The sequence below is a fragment of the Ochrobactrum sp. EDr1-4 genome (assembly GCF_049199085.1).
GTDB lineage: Bacteria > Pseudomonadota > Alphaproteobacteria > Rhizobiales > Rhizobiaceae > Brucella.
In genome coordinates this window covers 135837-152585 of the sequence record NZ_JBLZOF010000008.1, presented here as the reverse complement: position 1 = coordinate 152585, position 16749 = coordinate 135837, and the positions used below count along the sequence as shown (strand labels likewise).

Below are 16749 nucleotides of genomic sequence, written 5' to 3'. Positions count from 1 at the left end.
TCGCTCCTCAGTTCGTGCGACTTTGCGTTTCAAGGAAACTGTCGAACACGCTTACGATTTTACTCATATCGTCATCGGTCATGGGAGTTGAGAGACAGGCTGCTGCTCCGAACGGCAAGATAATTCCTTGCTGCAAGAAAAAACGTGTCAAGGATGTCATTAATGCCGCTTCCCGGACGTCCATGATTGCATTCTTGTAGGATGAGGGAGCTGTTGACTTGGGGTGAATTCGAAAAAGCGACGCTGCATTTGTTACTGAAAAAGGTGCACCCCATTTCTCAATGCATTGGCCCAGGCGGCCACAGAGTTGCTCACCAAGCCGATCCAGGTAAGAAAACTGCTGTCTCGTCATCGCTTCCATTGCGATTTTGCCTGCAATCATTGAAACGGGATTTGCAGAAAATGTTCCGCCTTGCGCCACAAGCGGCGCTCTGCCCGTATCATCAAATACGGACATAACGTCAGCCCGGCCCCCAATTGCGCCAATAGGGAACCCGCCACCTATGACTTTACCGGCCGTTATGAGATCTGGCATCAGTCCGTATCTTGCTGAAGCGCCATTATAAGCCTGGCGAAGGTTGAGTACCTCGTCTGAAATAATCAGAATGCCATGTTTCTTCGCATACACATTCAACGCCTCGATAAACAAAGGATCGGGCTTAAGCAGGCCTGCACGGCTAGGCATTGGATCGATCAGGATCGCGCTCAACTTATGTGCGTGTTTATTGAGTGAACGTTCAAGATATTCAATATTGTTGAATTCCAGAAGGAGGACATTTTCGCAAACGCTGGTCGGACATCCCGCGTAGGCAGGTTTTGCGAGAAGTGTTCCATCCTCTGATGTTGTGCCCGATTGACCAGCTTCTGCCCAATCATATGCGCCGTGATACGCCCCTTCGAACCGCGCGATCGCAGGCCTTCCAGTAAATGCCCGCGCTGCTTTAATGGCAAACATCACTGCTTCGGTGCCGCTGTTTACAAACCGAATGCGTTCGACCGCAGGTATTCGCTCAATCAAGAGCTCTGCCAACCCTAGTTCATGTTCTGTGGGGTTGGCAAAGCAAGTCCCCGATCGCAGTATTTGAACTACGGCCGCTGTTACAGGTTCAAAAGAGTGCCCGTGTATTAATGTCGTGAAGTTATTGTTCAGATCGAGAAATTTATTGCCGTCGGCGTCAGTTAGGTAAGCTCCGTGCCCATTGAGCGCGTACATTGGTATAGGGTCGCGTTCAATCGTGGAGCGGCTGACGCCAGCTGGCAATAAGTTTTGTGCGCGGGAAAATAGTTGACGAGACTGCGCACGAACGGGTTCACACCCATTCACATGAGTTGTGTACAAATGCATGAGTCCGGCTTTCTGCTGCGTGTGAAGCGTGGATCTTTATCCCAGCCTCATATTTTGTTGCAACAAAAATGTCTTTCGTCAAGGGCAATGCAACAAATTTATGTAATTAGTTTGTGTCCGCTTTACTTGCCGTTCGACGCAGGCGGCGATAGCCTTCACGAATATCATTTTCAAATGCCGCCCGTAACGCAGCGCCATCCCGTTCGTTTAACGCGTCAAGCGCCATCTCATGATTACGGACGCCAGATTTTTCTGACGCGAATTCTGGATAAAGATTGTAAAGAGACGGTCCTATTCGAAGCCATAGACCTTCAATCATAGAAATAAGATGGGGCATTTCTGCCAGTCGATAGACGAGAAAGTGAAACTCTTTGTTGTGCCAAAGAGCAGTGCGGTAATCACCCGCATCGAGGGCTTTATTAATAAGTGACTGTATTTGAATAAGATTTTCAATCAGAATGGGGGTTGCGTATGGCGCGCTTAGTTCTGCTGCCAGCCCCTCGAGCGCAATCCGGATAGCTGTGATTTCTTTGAGGTCCCTATGGGTTAATATGGGCACAACTACGGTTTTTGGACCTGTATAGGCCAACGCACGGTCGGCAATTAAACGATTGAGTGCATCGCGCGCCGGTGTTGAACTGACATCTAAATCTTCAGCCACGGCCCGTACTGTCATTTTGTAGCCAGGCTTGTATACACCGCGTATGAGCCGCTCCTTCATTTCATTATAGGCACTGTCGCCCAATCTCGGGACGTGTTTTTCGCCTTCTCCTGCGTCCATTTCATTTGATGTCATATTTTGATCCATGCGTGTTGACAGCGGGTATTTTTGGTGCAACAAAAACTTATTGTGAAGTTTTCACAAAGCATTTGTCACATCAAGCAGTTTTACCAGTGTGCCGCCCTTCTGTCACGGCGGCATGAACGACCGTGTTTGTTGCGAATATAAAGTCATTCGATTTTGGTTGATAAGAACACTGGTATCTTTGCTTAGCAGAGGAGGGCGCAAGCTTGATTGGCCAGAAAATGAGCCTCACAGGAATACAAAAGCGCTATGGATCGGCCTGGGCCGTTCGAGATATCAACTTGGAAGTATCAGAAGGAGAGTTTCTCTCGATTGTCGGCCCTTCGGGCTCCGGTAAGACTTCACTGCTCACCATGATTGCTGGATTTGAAATGCCAAGTGCAGGGCAGATAATGATTGGTGGAGAAAGGGTGACGCATCTTCCACCCAATAAGCGGCAAATCGGTATGGTGTTTCAGAAATACGCGCTCTTTCCTCATTTGACCGTGCGCCAAAATGTTTCGTTTCCTCTTGAGATGCGAACCAAAATGTCGCGCATGGAAAGAGAGCACAGGGTCTCGGAAATATTAGATTTGGTGCAACTGAGTGACTTTGGCGAGAGACTACCAGGCCAGATGTCGGGTGGTCAGCAGCAGCGCGTAGCAGTGGCGCGCGCCTTAGTCTTCAATCCACCTGTCATTTTGATGGATGAGCCGCTCGGGGCGCTTGATAAGAAACTGCGGGAAAGTATGCAATTGGAAATTAAACGCATTCAGGAGCGGCTGGGCGCTACCGTTATATATGTGACGCATGATCAGGAAGAGGCACTCACGATGTCTGATCGTGTGGCGGTTATGAACAATGGTCAGCTGGAGCAAATAGATACCCCCGAGGGCCTTTATCGAAATCCTGAAAGCAGCTTTGTCGCGGATTTTATTGGCACAATGAATTTTGTGCCGGCGGTAAAAATCGGAGAAAAATCGAATAGTGCGGTTCTTCGTATAGGAGAGCATACGGTGATTGATCTCCCAATCGACAGCCGCAATACCTCTCTCTTAAATCATGTCATCGATACTAAGCTCAGTCTGGCATTCAGGCCTGAGCATGTTGCGTTGGAACAACGCGTATGCACGACACCCGCAGTGATACAGGCAGAAATTGAAGCTGACATCTTCATGGGATCGACGCACACATATGTTGTGAGGCTTGACGATTGTCCTGGCCTGAAAGTTCGAGTTCAATGTGATGCCAACGCGGCTTCAACATTCAAGCGCGGCGACCGCGTTTCACTGCGACTGAACAGCGAGTCTGTGCATGCGTTCGTATCTGGCGGAAGGGACGCAGCATGACAGTTGTACAATCGAATACGCAAGAGGACGTTCTTTTTAACAAGGGGTCCTGGCGGACACCACGTTCGGCGCGCACTTATTCAGGTGTTTCCTCCTGGCTTCTGACAATGCCGTTATTATTCTTTCTTACTGTCGGCTTCATATATCCAATAGTAACGTTGATCAAACTGAGCTTTTCGAAAGGGTTTCTTGCTACCTACGGGCGTATTTTTGTAGAACCATTATATCTAAGTGTTTTATTCTCGACAGTCACTGTTGCGTTGATTGTGACTATCGCAGGCGTTCTATTAGGATATCCTGTTGCATTTGCCATGGCACGTCTGAATAAGCGATGGGCATTTGTGGTTGCAGCCTGCGTTTTCATACCATTGTGGACTTCTATTCTAATTCGCTCTTATGCCTGGATTGTTCTTTTGCAGCGCAATGGTTTGGTCAATTCTTTGCTTAAAACAACGGGACTGGCTGATCAGCCGGTTAAGATGCTTTATACACAAGGTGCGGTCATCCTTGCCATGACCCACGTTTTGCTTCCTTTTGTCATTCTTCCGATTTTCTCGGTCCTCAGAACTGTGCCAAATGACTATGTTCGAGCAGCCAGGAACCTTGGGGCAGGTGCGGTCTCGACCTTTCTGCGCATCACGTTGCCTCTCAGCCTTCCGGGAGTGTTCGCGGGAGCAACGATCTGTTTCGTGTTGGCTTTGGGGTTCTATATTACCCCAGCGCTTGTTGGTGGCCCAGGTTCGATGTTGATGCCAACGTTAATTGCACAACAAACGACCGTGGTTGTCGACTGGCCTTTTGCGGCAGCACTCTCGACCGTCCTTCTGGTCATGACACTGGTCTTCATAGCACTGTTCCGAAAAGGATTGTCCTTTCAGAAGGGGTTTAGCAATGTCCGTTGATCTGATCGCTATACGCTCTCTTCATGTCATCGATAAATGTAAGCTAAGCACTGCATATAGCAAAGCTTTCGTGTTTTTTGCGAAAGCTGTAGGGCTATGTGCAATTGCAGCAATTCTATTTTTTCTGATCCTTCCGACGATATTGGTTGTCCCAATGTCTCTCAGCCAGACCGATTATATTAAATTCCCTCCTGACGGGTTCACGGTGCGATGGTACTATGCCTATTTTACTGACCCGGACTGGATGTCTGCTACCTGGTTTAGCTTTCGCATTGCCGTCATGACAACGATCGTTGCGACAATCGTCGGAACAATGGCAGCCCTTGCTATTGTAAGAGGTGATTTGCCGTGGAAAAATGGCATCCAGGCGCTTTCGATAGGACCGTTGATTGTACCTAATGTTGTGTTGGGAGTTGCATTGTTTCTGGTGTTTGCGCCTTTGCAACTGACTGGCAGTTTCACCGGTTTTCTAATTGCTCATACAGTCCTTGCTGTTCCTTACGTGTTGATCACAGTTATGGCGTCATTGCAGCGCTTTGATTCAGAACTTGAACTCGCCGCACTTAATTGTGGAGCTAATCGCCTTCAAACATTTTTCAGAATTGTTCTGCCGAATATTATGCCTGGAATCGCGTCTGGCGGGGTGTTCGCCTTTCTCGCTTCATTTGATGAAGCAACGGTTGCTTTCTTCATTTCCGATACTGGTGGGAAAACAATTGGTCGAAAGATGTTTGAAGACATTGATTTCAACCTCACGCCGGTGATTGCGGCAGCCTCAACGTTCATGATTGCAATCGCACTCGTTTTCATGAGCATTGCTCATTTTATGACCCGCAGCGCTTCTTTAAAATAAACTCTCTATCATAGAGGAATACTGACGATGATGATCGGTAGATATTTGTCCGCGGTTTGCGGAGGTGTAATCATCTGCTTGGCTGTTGGAATTTCAACTGACAATGCGGTCGCAGCGGAGCGTGTCGTGATCGCCTCTACAGGCGGCATTTATGACAAAGTATTGAAGGAAGCCTGGTTCGATCCTTTCACAAAGGAAACTGGGATTGAAGTCGTGACAGTGGTTGCCACGAATGCAGAAATGCGGTCCAAGGCCTCAGCTATGGTAAAAGCCGGCAATGTATCTTGGGATCTCTACCTCGACGGCGAGATACAGTCGGCTTCTAAAGCCCATCAAGAAATCACTGAAGACTTAAGCCGATTTTGCGAGCAATTTAAGGGTAAAGCTGGTCTGGTTGAGAATGCTTGTGAAAGAGGAGGCGCTTTACTACAATCAACTGCAACGCTTCTGGCGTATCGATTAAATGATGGGCCGCAACCACAAACCTGGGCAGATATGTGGGATGTTAAAAAATTTAAGGGAGGACGTACTTTCCCGAACTTTGATGATCCCTGGCGCGTGTTAGCAGCAGCTTTGCTTGCCGACGGTGTCAAAAAAGATGAGCTTTTCCCTTTGGACGTTGATCGTGCCTTTCGTAAACTCGATGAAATAAGATCTGACGTAACACTCTGGTGGAGGACGGGCGACCAAAGTGTGCAGGGCTTTAGAAATAAAGATTATGCGTTGGGTGAGATTTGGCTCACGCGGGCAAAAGCAATGAAAAATGAGGGATTGCCGATCGGCTGGTCTTACAAGGCTTCTTTTCTGGTGGGTGATCGCATTGCCGTCGTGAAGGGCGCTCCCAATCGTGAAAACGCGAAAAAGCTGATCGCATTTTGGCTGAACTCGCCCCAGGCTCAGGCACAGGCATGTGAAAAACTATCCTGCACTCCGCCAAGTACCTATGCAATTGCGCTTATGTCTGATGAAGCTCGGCAAACCATGCCCAGCGCAAGTGATCTTGAGGAAAATATCATCATACCTGATGCAGACTGGATCAACAAGAATTCAGCATCACTGCTTCAACAATGGAACACCTGGGTAAGGGAATAGATGCGTTCGGTTACATTATTGGCAGGACTGTCAACCTTAAGTCAGAAAGAGGGCTGTTAGTCCTACCAAACTTTCAAATCGTATATTTAATACAATCGACAGTGGTTCCTTAATTCCGCCTTTGCCCATCGAAATGCCGTTGGCAGGTGGTCTCCACACAATCGCTTCTGGGGAGAAATCAGCAGCGATTGATCGTGGTGTTGGTTCCATGGTTGATTCAGACATGAACACTGAATCGGCGAGCCTTTTAGCTCTTCAGGTTCAGCAGCAGCTTGGCGTAGAGGCACTGTCGATTGCTAACTCCAGCACTCAGAACATCCTGTCGCTCTTCCGCTAATAAAATCTTCTGGTTGAAAGATTTAGGTCTGCATCTAGGATTTTTAATGAGCATCATGATCAAATTAAGCCCTCAGAAATGGGGGCTTTTTTGTAATCTTTAATAGCGGTATTTATAATGAGATAAGGGCAAAACTAACGGATTTGATATATTGATTAACTACCTCAGAACGTAATCCAAGGTAAGTCAGATTTTCTCTCATAAAAATTACGCAGGCACTTCGGATGTCGATAGACACAAATATTACATTTTCAGATGGATCAATTTTCGAGTCTAATGCTCTAAAACTGCATTTCTCTGGCGATTTTGTTCAAGTTATAAATTCCGAAAGCAGTACGGGACAACTCTATAAATCATCCGATATCCGCACGATAACTGAAATCTGCAGCGAGAAATCTATATCTAAAAAATCGGGCAGACAGGCACGCATTTCAATCAGCGGTCAGATCATCGATACTTCAGGCTCGATCTCATTCAGCGGAGGCTCCTTTATCTCAATTAAAGATGGCAGCACGACAACCTGGATTCCGCATCAGATGTTCGAAGAGATAGAGGTTTATGATGATACGACTTCAGAAGAAACAGCTAAGCTTACTAAATTACTGCCAATAACCCTTGCTAAGGGCTTAGATAACGCTTCTATCAAGCGCGGCGACAGCTTCAGTGTAAAGACCAGAAATCGCTTTATCAAAGTGGCTGCGGGTTGGATAAAGCCAGAAGGCAATTTCTTATTTATTAGAGATTACACAATGAACACCGAGTATTGGATACCGAGCCGCTTCGTTCTCGATATCGATTTCAAACGCTAAGAGTAATTAAGTGAGAAGATCGGGCAGGACATCAATAAATAACATTGGTGCCGGCACAAGCAGCCTTCTTCGAGAAGTCAGTCATTCACAGCTTTGTCATCTCAAATTGTAAATTTTTGCAACCATAAATAATTAATTCATGCTAAGTCGCCCGTAAGTTGGAGGACTTAGTTTTCATATGATTAGCACGCTTTGTAAAACTAGCAGGAAACCGTTTATATCGATGCTGGCAGCAGGCTTGTTTCTTATGTGTTTTGCTGGGGCTTCTATTGATGTTGTTTCCATCGATTATGGATAGGGTTTCGATCAGTTTGATATGATGACCTCGGTATCTCCTTGTGATCTCACACTTATTGAGTTGATGACAGAGTTTACTTTACCAGTCACGTTTGTATTTGGTCTATTTTTGGCAGCAGGTGGATTCAGCGGCTGGCTGCTGATTGAGCGTCAGAAAACTGATGATTATCGATTGCTTGTTTGAATAGAAGTGTGGATAGCAAAAAGCCCTGATGTTTGAATTCAGGGCTTTATTTATTTGATCGGATATCCCGAAATATTCGCCGGGCGTTACGCGGCAGGCTTGCGACCGAGGCCTAATTTAAGCGCGATATCTGATCGTTCTTTTGAGTATCCTGGCGCAACCATAGGGTAATCGTGCGGAAGAGAGAAGTGCGCACGGTATTCATCCGGAGTGAAGCCGTGTGAGGTGCCGATATGACGCTTTATAGACTTGAACGATTTCCCGCAGCAAAGGCATGTAATCTGATTATCGCTAACCGATTTCTTTACACTTACAAACGGCTTTGGAGCTTCAACGGCGGTAACTTCTTCAGCTTTGATATTAAGCGTGCTGTTTTGCAAGCTTGCGATAGCTGTGTGAACCGACTTGATGGTTTCAATAAGATCGTCAGGTCGTACTGCGTTATTTGATACCCATGCTGACACGATCTTAGCCGTAAGTTCTGCGGTATTGAAATCAGAGTTTTCTATTGAAATGGAATCCGACATTTTTGAATGCCCTTTTTTATTGTAATAATTTTCTATATAAGCCAAATTTTTCAACATGCAATATAATTAAAATAAAAATCATCGGCCTATTGTCGCATGCATTCGTTTACATGATACTATTACATATAAACGAAATATATCGATGGCCTTTTTTATAAATATTATTAATATGGGTTGTCATAGATGGCATTTAGCGTAACAAAATATAGATTTGATAATAACGAATTTGATATTACCTACCTTTGAAGGGCAAACATTTATAAATATTTCATGGGAGTTTTTGTAAATTCGGAACATCAAACATATAATTTAAATATCGATTTTGAAACAAGGAGATAATAATGGAAAAGATTACGATATGAGGACGATTTTACAGCGAGCCAGATGAAGCAAAAAAGAAGCCGCCTAATAGATGGCTTCATATATCGATTACAACCGGCCTTATTTTGGAGCGATACAAGGGGTTCAAAATGAAGACCTTCGCTTTCTCACTGACACTCTCTGCAATCCTGTTCTCATCAGCTTTCGCTTCGTTGCGCTACGCCGTGGCGGGATCTTCCGCCCAAATACGGCAGTTCGATACGATCTATCGACGCTTTCGGCGCTGGAGCGAAGTGCGGGTCTGGGAGGCTGTTTCAGTCACCCTTGCCGGGATCATGGCTGACAATGGCCACTACAGCATCGATAGCACCACGGTCCGTGCCCATATTTCGGCAGCGGGCGGAAATGGGGGATTCATCGACGTGCTCTTGGCCTCTCGCGGAGGCGAGTTCACCAGTAAACTTCACCGTCTGGCTGATGCCAGAGGAAGATCGCTTGCCTTCCACCTAACGGTTGGCGAGACGGCAGATTGCAATGCTCATGACACACTGTTTAGCTTACCCGAGCAAGCGCCACGGCGCTCCTTGCTGATAAGGGCTACGATGCGGATGCCCTTCGTAAGGGTCTCGCCAGCCGCAATATCGAACCCGTCATTCCTGGCAGAGCAAACCGTAGCGTGAAGATAGGATATGATCGCACGCTGTAAAAACAGCGTAACTTAATCGAACCGATGTTTGGCCGAATGAAAATCAACCGCGCCATTGCCAACCGATACGACCAACTCGCCGAGAGTTTCATCACCATGGTTCATATTGTCACCGTAAGATACTGGCTCAAATTCGTCCACGCTGCCTGGGTAAGGCAGATGAACAGTTAGATTTTTCCATTCAAATAAGTTTGATGTCAATAAATGAAAAACCCGCTGCTCTCTTCCCGGAAAACAGCATGCTTCTTTGTTACATCTTATATTCAGAAGATACGGAGATGTGTTAGTATCTTCAAAAATATTGATACCGATGTCAATAAAAAAGGCCGCTCACAACCGGCGCGCAACGAGTGGACTATTCATAACTTTTTTAAGGCAGGTACATGAATAGGAGAATTGTCGATAAAATTAACGTGTGATGATTTCTATCCACAAGTGACGGTGTGGGGGTGCGGACGAAAACCTGGACTATTAGCGAGTTATTTCATGTATTCCTAGGAGACTGGATTCGAGCAGGAAAATGATAATAAGCCTGTCGGTGTTGTCAGCAAGGCGTTGCTTGTGCAGTGCTTCCTGATGAAGGTGGAAGACCGAGACACCGTTCACCGCAGGGCGGCTTGTTCGAGCTATGTGAAAAAGGCGCCCTACCTGTCGTTTTTTGTTTAATATTCTTTAATCATAATAAAGCGCTACTCGATTAAATGTCCCAATTGCATTAGGTGTGGCTTATTTACTACAGACTTTTTAGCGTGGTGGCCTATTTTGATCTCTAGAGTTTTTCTAAAGGGCTTGGAGAGATTAAAATGAAAATTTCAGCGATTTTGTTTGCTTCGGCAGCTATGTTTGCAGGCGTTTCGGCAGCGAATGCAGCTGACGCCATCGTTTATGACGAACCAGCACCGGTTGTTTCTGCACCTGTGTTCTCTTGGACTGGTGGTTATCTCGGCGGTCAGGTTGGTTGGGGTTGGGCGAAGTCCACCTTTGATCTAAACGGCTACAATGTCGGCCACATGAAGCCAGATGGTTTCCTTGGCGGTCTTTATGCAGGTTATAACTTCGACCTCGGCAACAATGTCGTTCTGGGTCTTGATGGTGATGTAACCTTCAACAATCAGAAAGACAGCATTTCTGAGACCTTTACTGATGGCGCAGACAGCCTGACCCTCGGCGCTGAAAGCAAGCTTCGTACTTCCGGTGCCGTTCGTGCACGTGCAGGTTATGCATTTGATCGTTGGCTTCCATACGTTGCCGCAGGTGTTGCGATTGGCAGCGTGAAGAATACCGTATCAGCTTCGGGCGTTATCGACGGTGATCCTTTTGATGTTTCAGAATCCAAAAGCAAGACCCACGTTGGCTGGACTGCTGGCGCTGGCGTAGATTACGCTGCAACTGATAACGTCATTCTGCGTCTCGAATACCGTTACAGCGACTACGGCAAAAAGAACTACTCTGTAGTAGACGACGTGCTGACAGCTCGTAACAAGTTTAAGACCAACGAAGTTCGTCTCGGCGTTGCCTACAAGTTCTAATAACTGGTGACGTCCAGTTTAATTAAACCGTTCAGAGAAATCTGGGCGGTTTTTTTGTCGCTTAAAAGGGCCTTAATCGACTAAACTTATTGTTAACCTAACACTATCTATCTTGAAGCGAAGTTCTATATTGTTAATTAAATTTGCAGTAAATAAATCTTGTTTCTCCTGCTGACTAGGCTCAGGCCTCATTGTTTCCGAGCCAGAATATAACGGCTGCTGCGAGATCTATTGCTGCACGGAACCCGACCGGGCAGCGGTCATAACGGGTAGCAATTCTTCGCCAGTCTTTCAGTCTGCCAAACATGATTTCGATACAATTACGCCGCTTGTATCGGCGTTTGTCATACCTGATAGGCTTCTTACGGTTTTTGCGACCCTGGATGCACGGCTTTATCGCTTTGTCTTTTAACCGTTTTCAGAACCAGTCAGCACCATATCCTCTATCGGCAAGAAGATAATCGACCTTCGCTAACGTCTCAATTAAGGCTGTAGGTCCGGTGTAGTCGCTGAGTTGTCAGGCAGTGACGTTTAATCTGATGGGTTGCCCTTTCGCGGCAGTGACGGCATGCAACTCGGTTATGCCACCTTTTGTCCGGCCGATCAGTCGTCCATCGCCCCATTTTTATCCGTAGGCTTGAAGCCGTACGGCAAGCTTTCAAATAGTTCACATTCATCATCGTAGTCTTTCCAACCGACGATTTGGACGGCAGCTCTTCTAATATTTGAGAAAATATCCCCTTTTGACACCAACGGTCTCAACCATCATAGAGAGTTTTATAATGCCCATATTTCCGAGAGGCATCACACCACCGTAATCCATTGCGAAGAATGAAGATAATTCCACTCAAGACACGTCTGTCATCAACGCGTGGTCGTCCATGGCTCTTAGGAAAAAAGGGCGAAGGCCTGACATCTGTCCTTCGCTCAGCGAGAAAAGATTGCTCATCGTTCAGTCTCCTCAAGCGAAACTGAATAAGTTATTCATTCTCAAATCAATGGGTCCTGAGCCTGGGTATCATAAAATACAAAGCCATCAACTTTCAGCTTGCCTTGAATGATCATCGATGGTCTTTTTCATAACCCCAGGCACCGTTTGACCTCTGGCGGACAGGATACGGCGGGTTAAATAACGTATCGGTGTTGAACCAGTTTATTCTCCGCCAATCAATTTACATCCCGGTTTCGCGGTTGTCGCCCATATCGGGCTTTTTGCCGGTGACCGATGCAAAGAGCATCTTCGCCGTGGCCGTGATTGCACCGGGGCCGTCCCAAAATTCGGCATGGCTCGGAGATACAACAATCAGACGGATATTTGGATCGTTCTCAGATTCCCAGAACGCCTTAGCGAAAGGTGTCCAAACATCTTTGATTTTCGCGCGATCATTGGACACCTGAGCATTGCCTTCAATAAAGAGATAATCATTGGCAGACTCATTCGAAAAAGTGAGCTGCACAGTTGATTGTCCTTGAATGTCGGTGACCTTATCGCCTTGCGCGTCCGTGAGGAAGTAAATTGCACCCTCGTCTTTGCGAACGATCGGAGACATTGGAACCTGTTTTCCATTCCAGCCATAGAAGCAGACGCGGTTATCTTCAGCTATCTTCCAGGCTCTCTGTGGATCTGAATGGGACATTGGTTTTACCTCTACTGTGCGTATGGGGTTTAGATGTATTTAAAGTTGTTTATCTATCGGCGACAACGACCCAGCATCATGCCAGTAAGCAACCCGATGATGCCAACTGTTGCCAATGTTGCGGTTGCTGCGCCAGGATTTTCTCGAGCCGCGTTCAGTACTCTTTCGCCATGGTAGCGAGCGTTCGATGCAACGTCTTCAAATGCGGACGATGCGGACGATAAGGCGTTATCAGCCTTGTCAGAAGCGCTCCCAAGGCGTTCAGCAAGCTGTGAAGAGAGGTTGCTCAGTTGGCTACGAAGTTCGCTGATCTGGTCCGCAACTGTATTTTCTGGTTCGTTTGCCATTGAGGTAATTCCTTCTTTAATAAATTGGTTGACAGCATAGGCTGCGTTGCCATTTGAGAACGTATTGCACCGCCTTTTGTTTCACTGAAATAAAAAAAGAAAATCTTATCTGGGTGTAGCTCAGCGGGACGAGCACTCGGTTTGGGCCCTGGAAGCCGCAGTTTCAAACTCTGGCACCCTAACCATATTCATCAGATCATTCGCCACAAGATTGATTAAGGCTGCCACTTCAGATGAAACCCAAAATGAGTCATTTACCCAATGCCTCGGGGATATTTTTGACTTTTAATTTGGATAAGAGGGTATTGGTGCGCGTCGAGTTTGATGCCAATTTACATGTTGTTGAGAGGATATTCTCGCGCTGTGCTAAGTCAGGATGACGGCAAGTATTCGCACTTATACTAATTTATCGCGATAGTTGAAAAGGAAAGGGCGAAGGAGTAAGAGTATGTTGGCATTCTCAATACAATTGTTGATTGATACCTACCAGCGACGTCGTCTTGGTGCAAAATACAGCAACAAAAACGTTGCGATGATGGGTATTGCTACGCCGATGAAATATTGCCCCATGTGTGTTGAAAAGAAATGTAATTGTTGTGCCATGCCACCCCGCCTTAAAATCCACCCCAACGAAATAGTCCTCTCTTGTTGGGACTATGACAAAGAAACAAGTTTACTCATCGCAAAGCCACATGGCAATTATGGCCATAGAAACTGAAAAGAAAGCCCTGAATCAGGGGTGGATGAGCTGGGGTCATGCGGGTTTTCCATTTGCCTCATTAAGGTTGACGCGTCGTTTCAAAAAATCACTTTGGTAACCACCAAAGAAGAGTGAATGCCAAGACTGTTGCCAGTACAGCCCCTGCAATGAGCAATACCTGATCTGAAAACGCGAAATTGAGAACTGTCATCTGTGATTGCGCTCCGACCAGATCATAAAGCCAATTAGGGCAAGCAATGCGACCGTCATAAATCCGATGAACCAACCCATAAAACTTCCTCCGCCCAATAAACGCGCTTAGCGGGAAAAAGGTTCAACGTGCCATTTAAAATAGAAAGCCCCGGCAGACGGTAGGTCAAATCCGGGGCTCTACACCAAGGCAACTATGACGGGCGGCCTTTAATGCATCTTCTGTATTACAGAAGATGCTAAAAAAGAAAAGCCCCAGCGACAGCGATCAAGCTAGGGCTGCACCAAAGCATTTGTTTTGGACGACTTTGAATGCGTCAGATCTATTACCGAACGGTCCAATAAATGGAAAGCCCCGGATGAAGAGATGTTACATCGAAGGCTGCGTGAAGTCCGATCTCATAGCGGCCGTGCGCCCATCCGAGGATAAGGTCGTTAGCCAGCATTTCCGCGATCCGGCTATCATCCTTCTCATAGATGTCGTACCTGCTCGGGTCGACAGGACTGTCCGCCCGGAAATCACTACCCGAGTATACGTTCCAGTCAATCTTCGGATTGCCAGTAAAGCAGAACTGCGCATCGATAGCGGTGCCGATTTCCGATCCCGAGTCGTTGGCGACGGGGGGAACGAAGATCTCAGAAAAGAGATTGGTGTCCCTCCATTTGGAATTCCAGTCGCAGTTCAGACCGCAGCCGCCCGCGATCAGGAGTGGCAGCCCGCCTTTCAGATTCTCCTTCGCAAATCTGTAAAAGCGATCGAAGATCGCATCACTATAGATGCCTGCGAAGTTCCGGAACTCTGCGTCGTCGAGTCCCACATTGAGGTGCGTCGCGTCTGCGATCCGGTCGTAATCGCTGAGCTTTCGGTAGGGATCGCGCAACAGGAAGCTCATCAGTCGCTGCTCCTCCGCCGTGGGGATGTCGCGTGTCGAGAACGATGCGATCGCCATCAACTTGCCGGCGTCAGAGGCGCGGGCGTAGGGCGCGTACTTCGGAAAGGAGGGATCAGCCAGCCCATAGAGAAGTCCGTATCGGTTTCCGGGCTGTGTGAGCGCATCGCCGATCAGCGTGATGTTGAGCTCCGGATCGATCTCGTAAAAGGAGCCCATCTCTCCTTCCCAGACGAGCGCGTAGCATGCAGTGCCTTTCGGGAAAGGCGACATGCCGAAGGCGCAAAGAATATGCGATCGCTCGTGCGACGAAGAGAAGTAGTTGACCCTGCCTCGAAGCAACCGACCCTTGTCCACAATGATGCCCGAGCCCGAGACGCCCCGATAACCCGAGTTCCTGTGCGATCCATGAAGATACTCGTGGTGGTCGCGGGGCCACCATCCTCCCATGCATATGACATCCGGTAAATCATCAATCTCGCCAATGGCGTCGAGGACGTCGGCTACAGACACATACGAGTATCGGTAACCGGAGTCCTTTTCCGCCTCGATCGAAAACATCAAGCGGGAGTCCTGGAGATATGCGATCGCGCCGTCGTGGCCAGGATTGTATGAGAGAATTTTCATCTTGAGTCTTGATCGTTGAACCGCCATGACATCACACGGCCAGGTACGAAATTGCAATCACTCTTAGAGCGGATCAGCACCAAAGTTGTGATGTGACAGATTCAAGCTGTGGGTGGCGATAATGATTTTCGGAGGCGGGGATATTTGCGCTGGCCGGCGAAACGCAGACGCGGGTTAGCCATCGCGAGTCTTAAGCTATCATCGGCAGATTCGCTTCCGGCGCCACAGTAGATATTAGAGAGTAAGTATCTGGCCGTGTTGGAATATTTCACACTGATTTAGCCAATGGATGAAGGGGTCGGCGGTTCGAGCCCGTTCAAGGCGAGTGATCAGGAAAAGTTTTCCAGCACGGCCGGGAATGGGGCTCTTCCTGGAAGACACACCGACACATCTCAGGATCAGGCATGATACCGCAACGCCTCGATAATCACCCTCATAGCCGGTGACATTTGACGACGGCTTGCGTAGTAGAGATGATATCCTGTGAAGGGTTCGCTCCAGTTGTCGAGGACCGCTTGCAATCTGCCGTCGGCGATGTGCTGCTCGACCAGATCATCCGGTACGTAGGCGATCCCATAACCCTGCACGGCCGCATCGATCTGCGATATCGAGGAATTGAAGCTCAGCTGCCCATCTACCCTCACTCTCAGTTCCCTTCCGTCCTTTTCAAACTCCCATTGATAAAACCCGCCCCACGTCGCCTGACGCGTGTTGATACATGTGTGTCTGACCAGATCTTGCGGCGTTGCCGGGATGCCGTTCTTTGCGAAGTAGTCCGGGGAGGCGACCGCCCGAAGACGCCAGTCGGGCCCGATCCGCACGGCGATCATGTCCTTATCAACGCTTTCCCCCAGTCGAACCCCAGCGTCGAAACGTTCCTCGACGATGTTGCGCATACCGTTATCGCTGTAGAGTTCGACACTGATGTCTGGATATTCCGACAAAACGCGACCCAGTTTCGGCCAGACGGTGGTCTGAAGAGCATGGTCTGATAGTGTCACGCGAACGGTTCCGGATGGCTTTTCGCGGAAAGCGATGAGGTCTGCCAGATCCGCCTCAATGCCTTGAAACTTCGGTTCAAGAGACGAGCGCAGGCGCTCGCCTGCTTCTGTCGTTGCAACGCTGCGCGTGGTCCTGGTCAGCAGACGCACGCCAAGCCGGGCTTCCAGCTGCTTGATTGTATGGCTCAGCGTCGATTGCGAGGTTCCGAGCGTCGCCGCCGCTTTCGTAAAACTCTGTTCCTGGGCGACCTGCAAAAACCACAGCAGATCCTTCATGTCCTCTCGCAGCAAACTCCGGCCTC

Annotated in this window: 15 protein-coding genes and 3 pseudogenes; 10 read left to right on the top strand and 8 right to left on the bottom strand. The window is 47.9% G+C overall.

Translation table 11 applies throughout. The annotated features are described in order from the left end of the window. Nucleotides 1-7: 7 nt before the first annotated feature. Both ACOZHT_RS20080 and ACOZHT_RS20075 read right to left on the bottom strand, forming a co-directional pair. Nucleotides 8-1345: an aspartate aminotransferase family protein gene (locus tag ACOZHT_RS20080; RefSeq protein WP_339515125.1), complete on the bottom strand. Its 1338-nt coding sequence runs from the start codon at nucleotides 1343-1345 to the stop codon at nucleotides 8-10. 106 nt (nucleotides 1346-1451) lie between these two features. Continuing rightward, complete coding sequence (locus tag ACOZHT_RS20075) at nucleotides 1452-2141, bottom strand: GntR family transcriptional regulator (protein WP_339515123.1); 690 nt, start codon at nucleotides 2139-2141, stop codon at nucleotides 1452-1454. Nucleotides 2142-2356: 215 nt separating this feature from the next. Here ACOZHT_RS20075 and ACOZHT_RS20070 point away from each other — a divergent pair, with 215 nt between their 5' ends. The 7 genes and pseudogenes from ACOZHT_RS20070 to ACOZHT_RS20040 all read left to right on the top strand — a co-directional run bounded on the left by ACOZHT_RS20070 (nucleotide 2357) and on the right by ACOZHT_RS20040 (nucleotide 7952). Beyond that, on the top strand, nucleotides 2357-3478 hold the full coding sequence (locus tag ACOZHT_RS20070; RefSeq protein WP_421566365.1) for an ABC transporter ATP-binding protein: 1122 nt from the start codon (nucleotides 2357-2359) through the stop codon (nucleotides 3476-3478). Further along, nucleotides 3475-4380, top strand: coding sequence for an ABC transporter permease (locus tag ACOZHT_RS20065; RefSeq protein ID WP_421566364.1), 906 nt, complete (start codon nucleotides 3475-3477; stop codon nucleotides 4378-4380). The genes ACOZHT_RS20070 and ACOZHT_RS20065 overlap by 4 nt, the downstream gene beginning before the upstream one ends. Next, a complete protein-coding gene (locus ACOZHT_RS20060) occupies nucleotides 4370-5233 on the top strand; it encodes an ABC transporter permease (protein ID WP_339515119.1) in 864 nt (287 codons plus the stop codon). Before ACOZHT_RS20065 ends, ACOZHT_RS20060 begins: the two co-directional genes overlap by 11 nt. 27 nt (nucleotides 5234-5260) lie before the next feature. Further along, entirely contained in the window at nucleotides 5261-6325 is a 1065-nt protein-coding gene (locus tag ACOZHT_RS20055; protein ID WP_421566363.1) for an ABC transporter substrate-binding protein, read from the top strand. 178 nt (nucleotides 6326-6503) lie between these two features. Then, a pseudogene (locus tag ACOZHT_RS20050) lies at nucleotides 6504-6662 on the top strand (flagellin); the annotation flags it as partial. A gap of 224 nt (nucleotides 6663-6886) precedes the next feature. Continuing rightward, nucleotides 6887-7471: a hypothetical protein gene (locus ACOZHT_RS20045; protein ID WP_421566362.1), complete on the top strand. Its 585-nt coding sequence runs from the start codon at nucleotides 6887-6889 to the stop codon at nucleotides 7469-7471. A 316-nt stretch (nucleotides 7472-7787) separates the two neighbouring features. Then, complete coding sequence (locus ACOZHT_RS20040) at nucleotides 7788-7952, top strand: hypothetical protein (protein ID WP_339515113.1); 165 nt, start codon at nucleotides 7788-7790, stop codon at nucleotides 7950-7952. A gap of 86 nt (nucleotides 7953-8038) precedes the next feature. On the opposite strand, the gene ACOZHT_RS20035 is transcribed toward ACOZHT_RS20040, so the two are convergent. Further along, on the bottom strand, nucleotides 8039-8536 hold the full coding sequence (locus tag ACOZHT_RS20035; protein WP_421566361.1) for a MucR family transcriptional regulator: 498 nt from the start codon (nucleotides 8534-8536) through the stop codon (nucleotides 8039-8041). 471 nt (nucleotides 8537-9007) lie between these two features. On the opposite strand from ACOZHT_RS20035, the pseudogene ACOZHT_RS20030 reads away from it, so the two are divergent. After that, nucleotides 9008-9677, top strand: a pseudogene (locus ACOZHT_RS20030) (IS5 family transposase); the annotation flags it as partial. Nucleotides 9678-10309: 632 nt separating this feature from the next. After that, nucleotides 10310-11035 (top strand): outer membrane protein, encoded by a 726-nt coding sequence (locus ACOZHT_RS20025; protein ID WP_421566360.1) that lies wholly within the window; start codon nucleotides 10310-10312, stop codon nucleotides 11033-11035. A 181-nt stretch (nucleotides 11036-11216) separates the two neighbouring features. Here ACOZHT_RS20025 and ACOZHT_RS20020 read toward each other — a convergent pair. The 3 genes and pseudogenes from ACOZHT_RS20020 to ACOZHT_RS20010 all read right to left on the bottom strand — a co-directional run bounded on the left by ACOZHT_RS20020 (nucleotide 11217) and on the right by ACOZHT_RS20010 (nucleotide 13019). Beyond that, nucleotides 11217-11984: pseudogene (locus ACOZHT_RS20020) on the bottom strand (IS5 family transposase). A gap of 223 nt (nucleotides 11985-12207) precedes the next feature. Further along, entirely contained in the window at nucleotides 12208-12672 is a 465-nt protein-coding gene (locus ACOZHT_RS20015) for a pyridoxamine 5'-phosphate oxidase family protein (protein WP_339515105.1), read from the bottom strand. A 53-nt stretch (nucleotides 12673-12725) separates the two neighbouring features. After that, entirely contained in the window at nucleotides 12726-13019 is a 294-nt protein-coding gene (locus ACOZHT_RS20010; protein ID WP_339515103.1) for a hypothetical protein, read from the bottom strand. Nucleotides 13020-13467: 448 nt separating this feature from the next. On the opposite strand from ACOZHT_RS20010, the gene ACOZHT_RS20005 reads away from it, so the two are divergent. After that, nucleotides 13468-13737: a hypothetical protein gene (locus ACOZHT_RS20005; RefSeq protein ID WP_421566359.1), complete on the top strand. Its 270-nt coding sequence runs from the start codon at nucleotides 13468-13470 to the stop codon at nucleotides 13735-13737. Between the two features lie 518 nt (nucleotides 13738-14255). Here ACOZHT_RS20005 and ACOZHT_RS20000 read toward each other — a convergent pair. Together ACOZHT_RS20000 and ACOZHT_RS19995 are read right to left on the bottom strand one after the other, a co-directional pair. Next, entirely contained in the window at nucleotides 14256-15380 is a 1125-nt protein-coding gene (locus ACOZHT_RS20000) for a carbamoyltransferase N-terminal domain-containing protein (RefSeq protein WP_421566358.1), read from the bottom strand. A gap of 464 nt (nucleotides 15381-15844) precedes the next feature. Further along, nucleotides 15845-16738, bottom strand: coding sequence for a LysR family transcriptional regulator (locus ACOZHT_RS19995; protein WP_421566357.1), 894 nt, complete (start codon nucleotides 16736-16738; stop codon nucleotides 15845-15847). Nucleotides 16739-16749 lie beyond the last annotated feature (11 nt).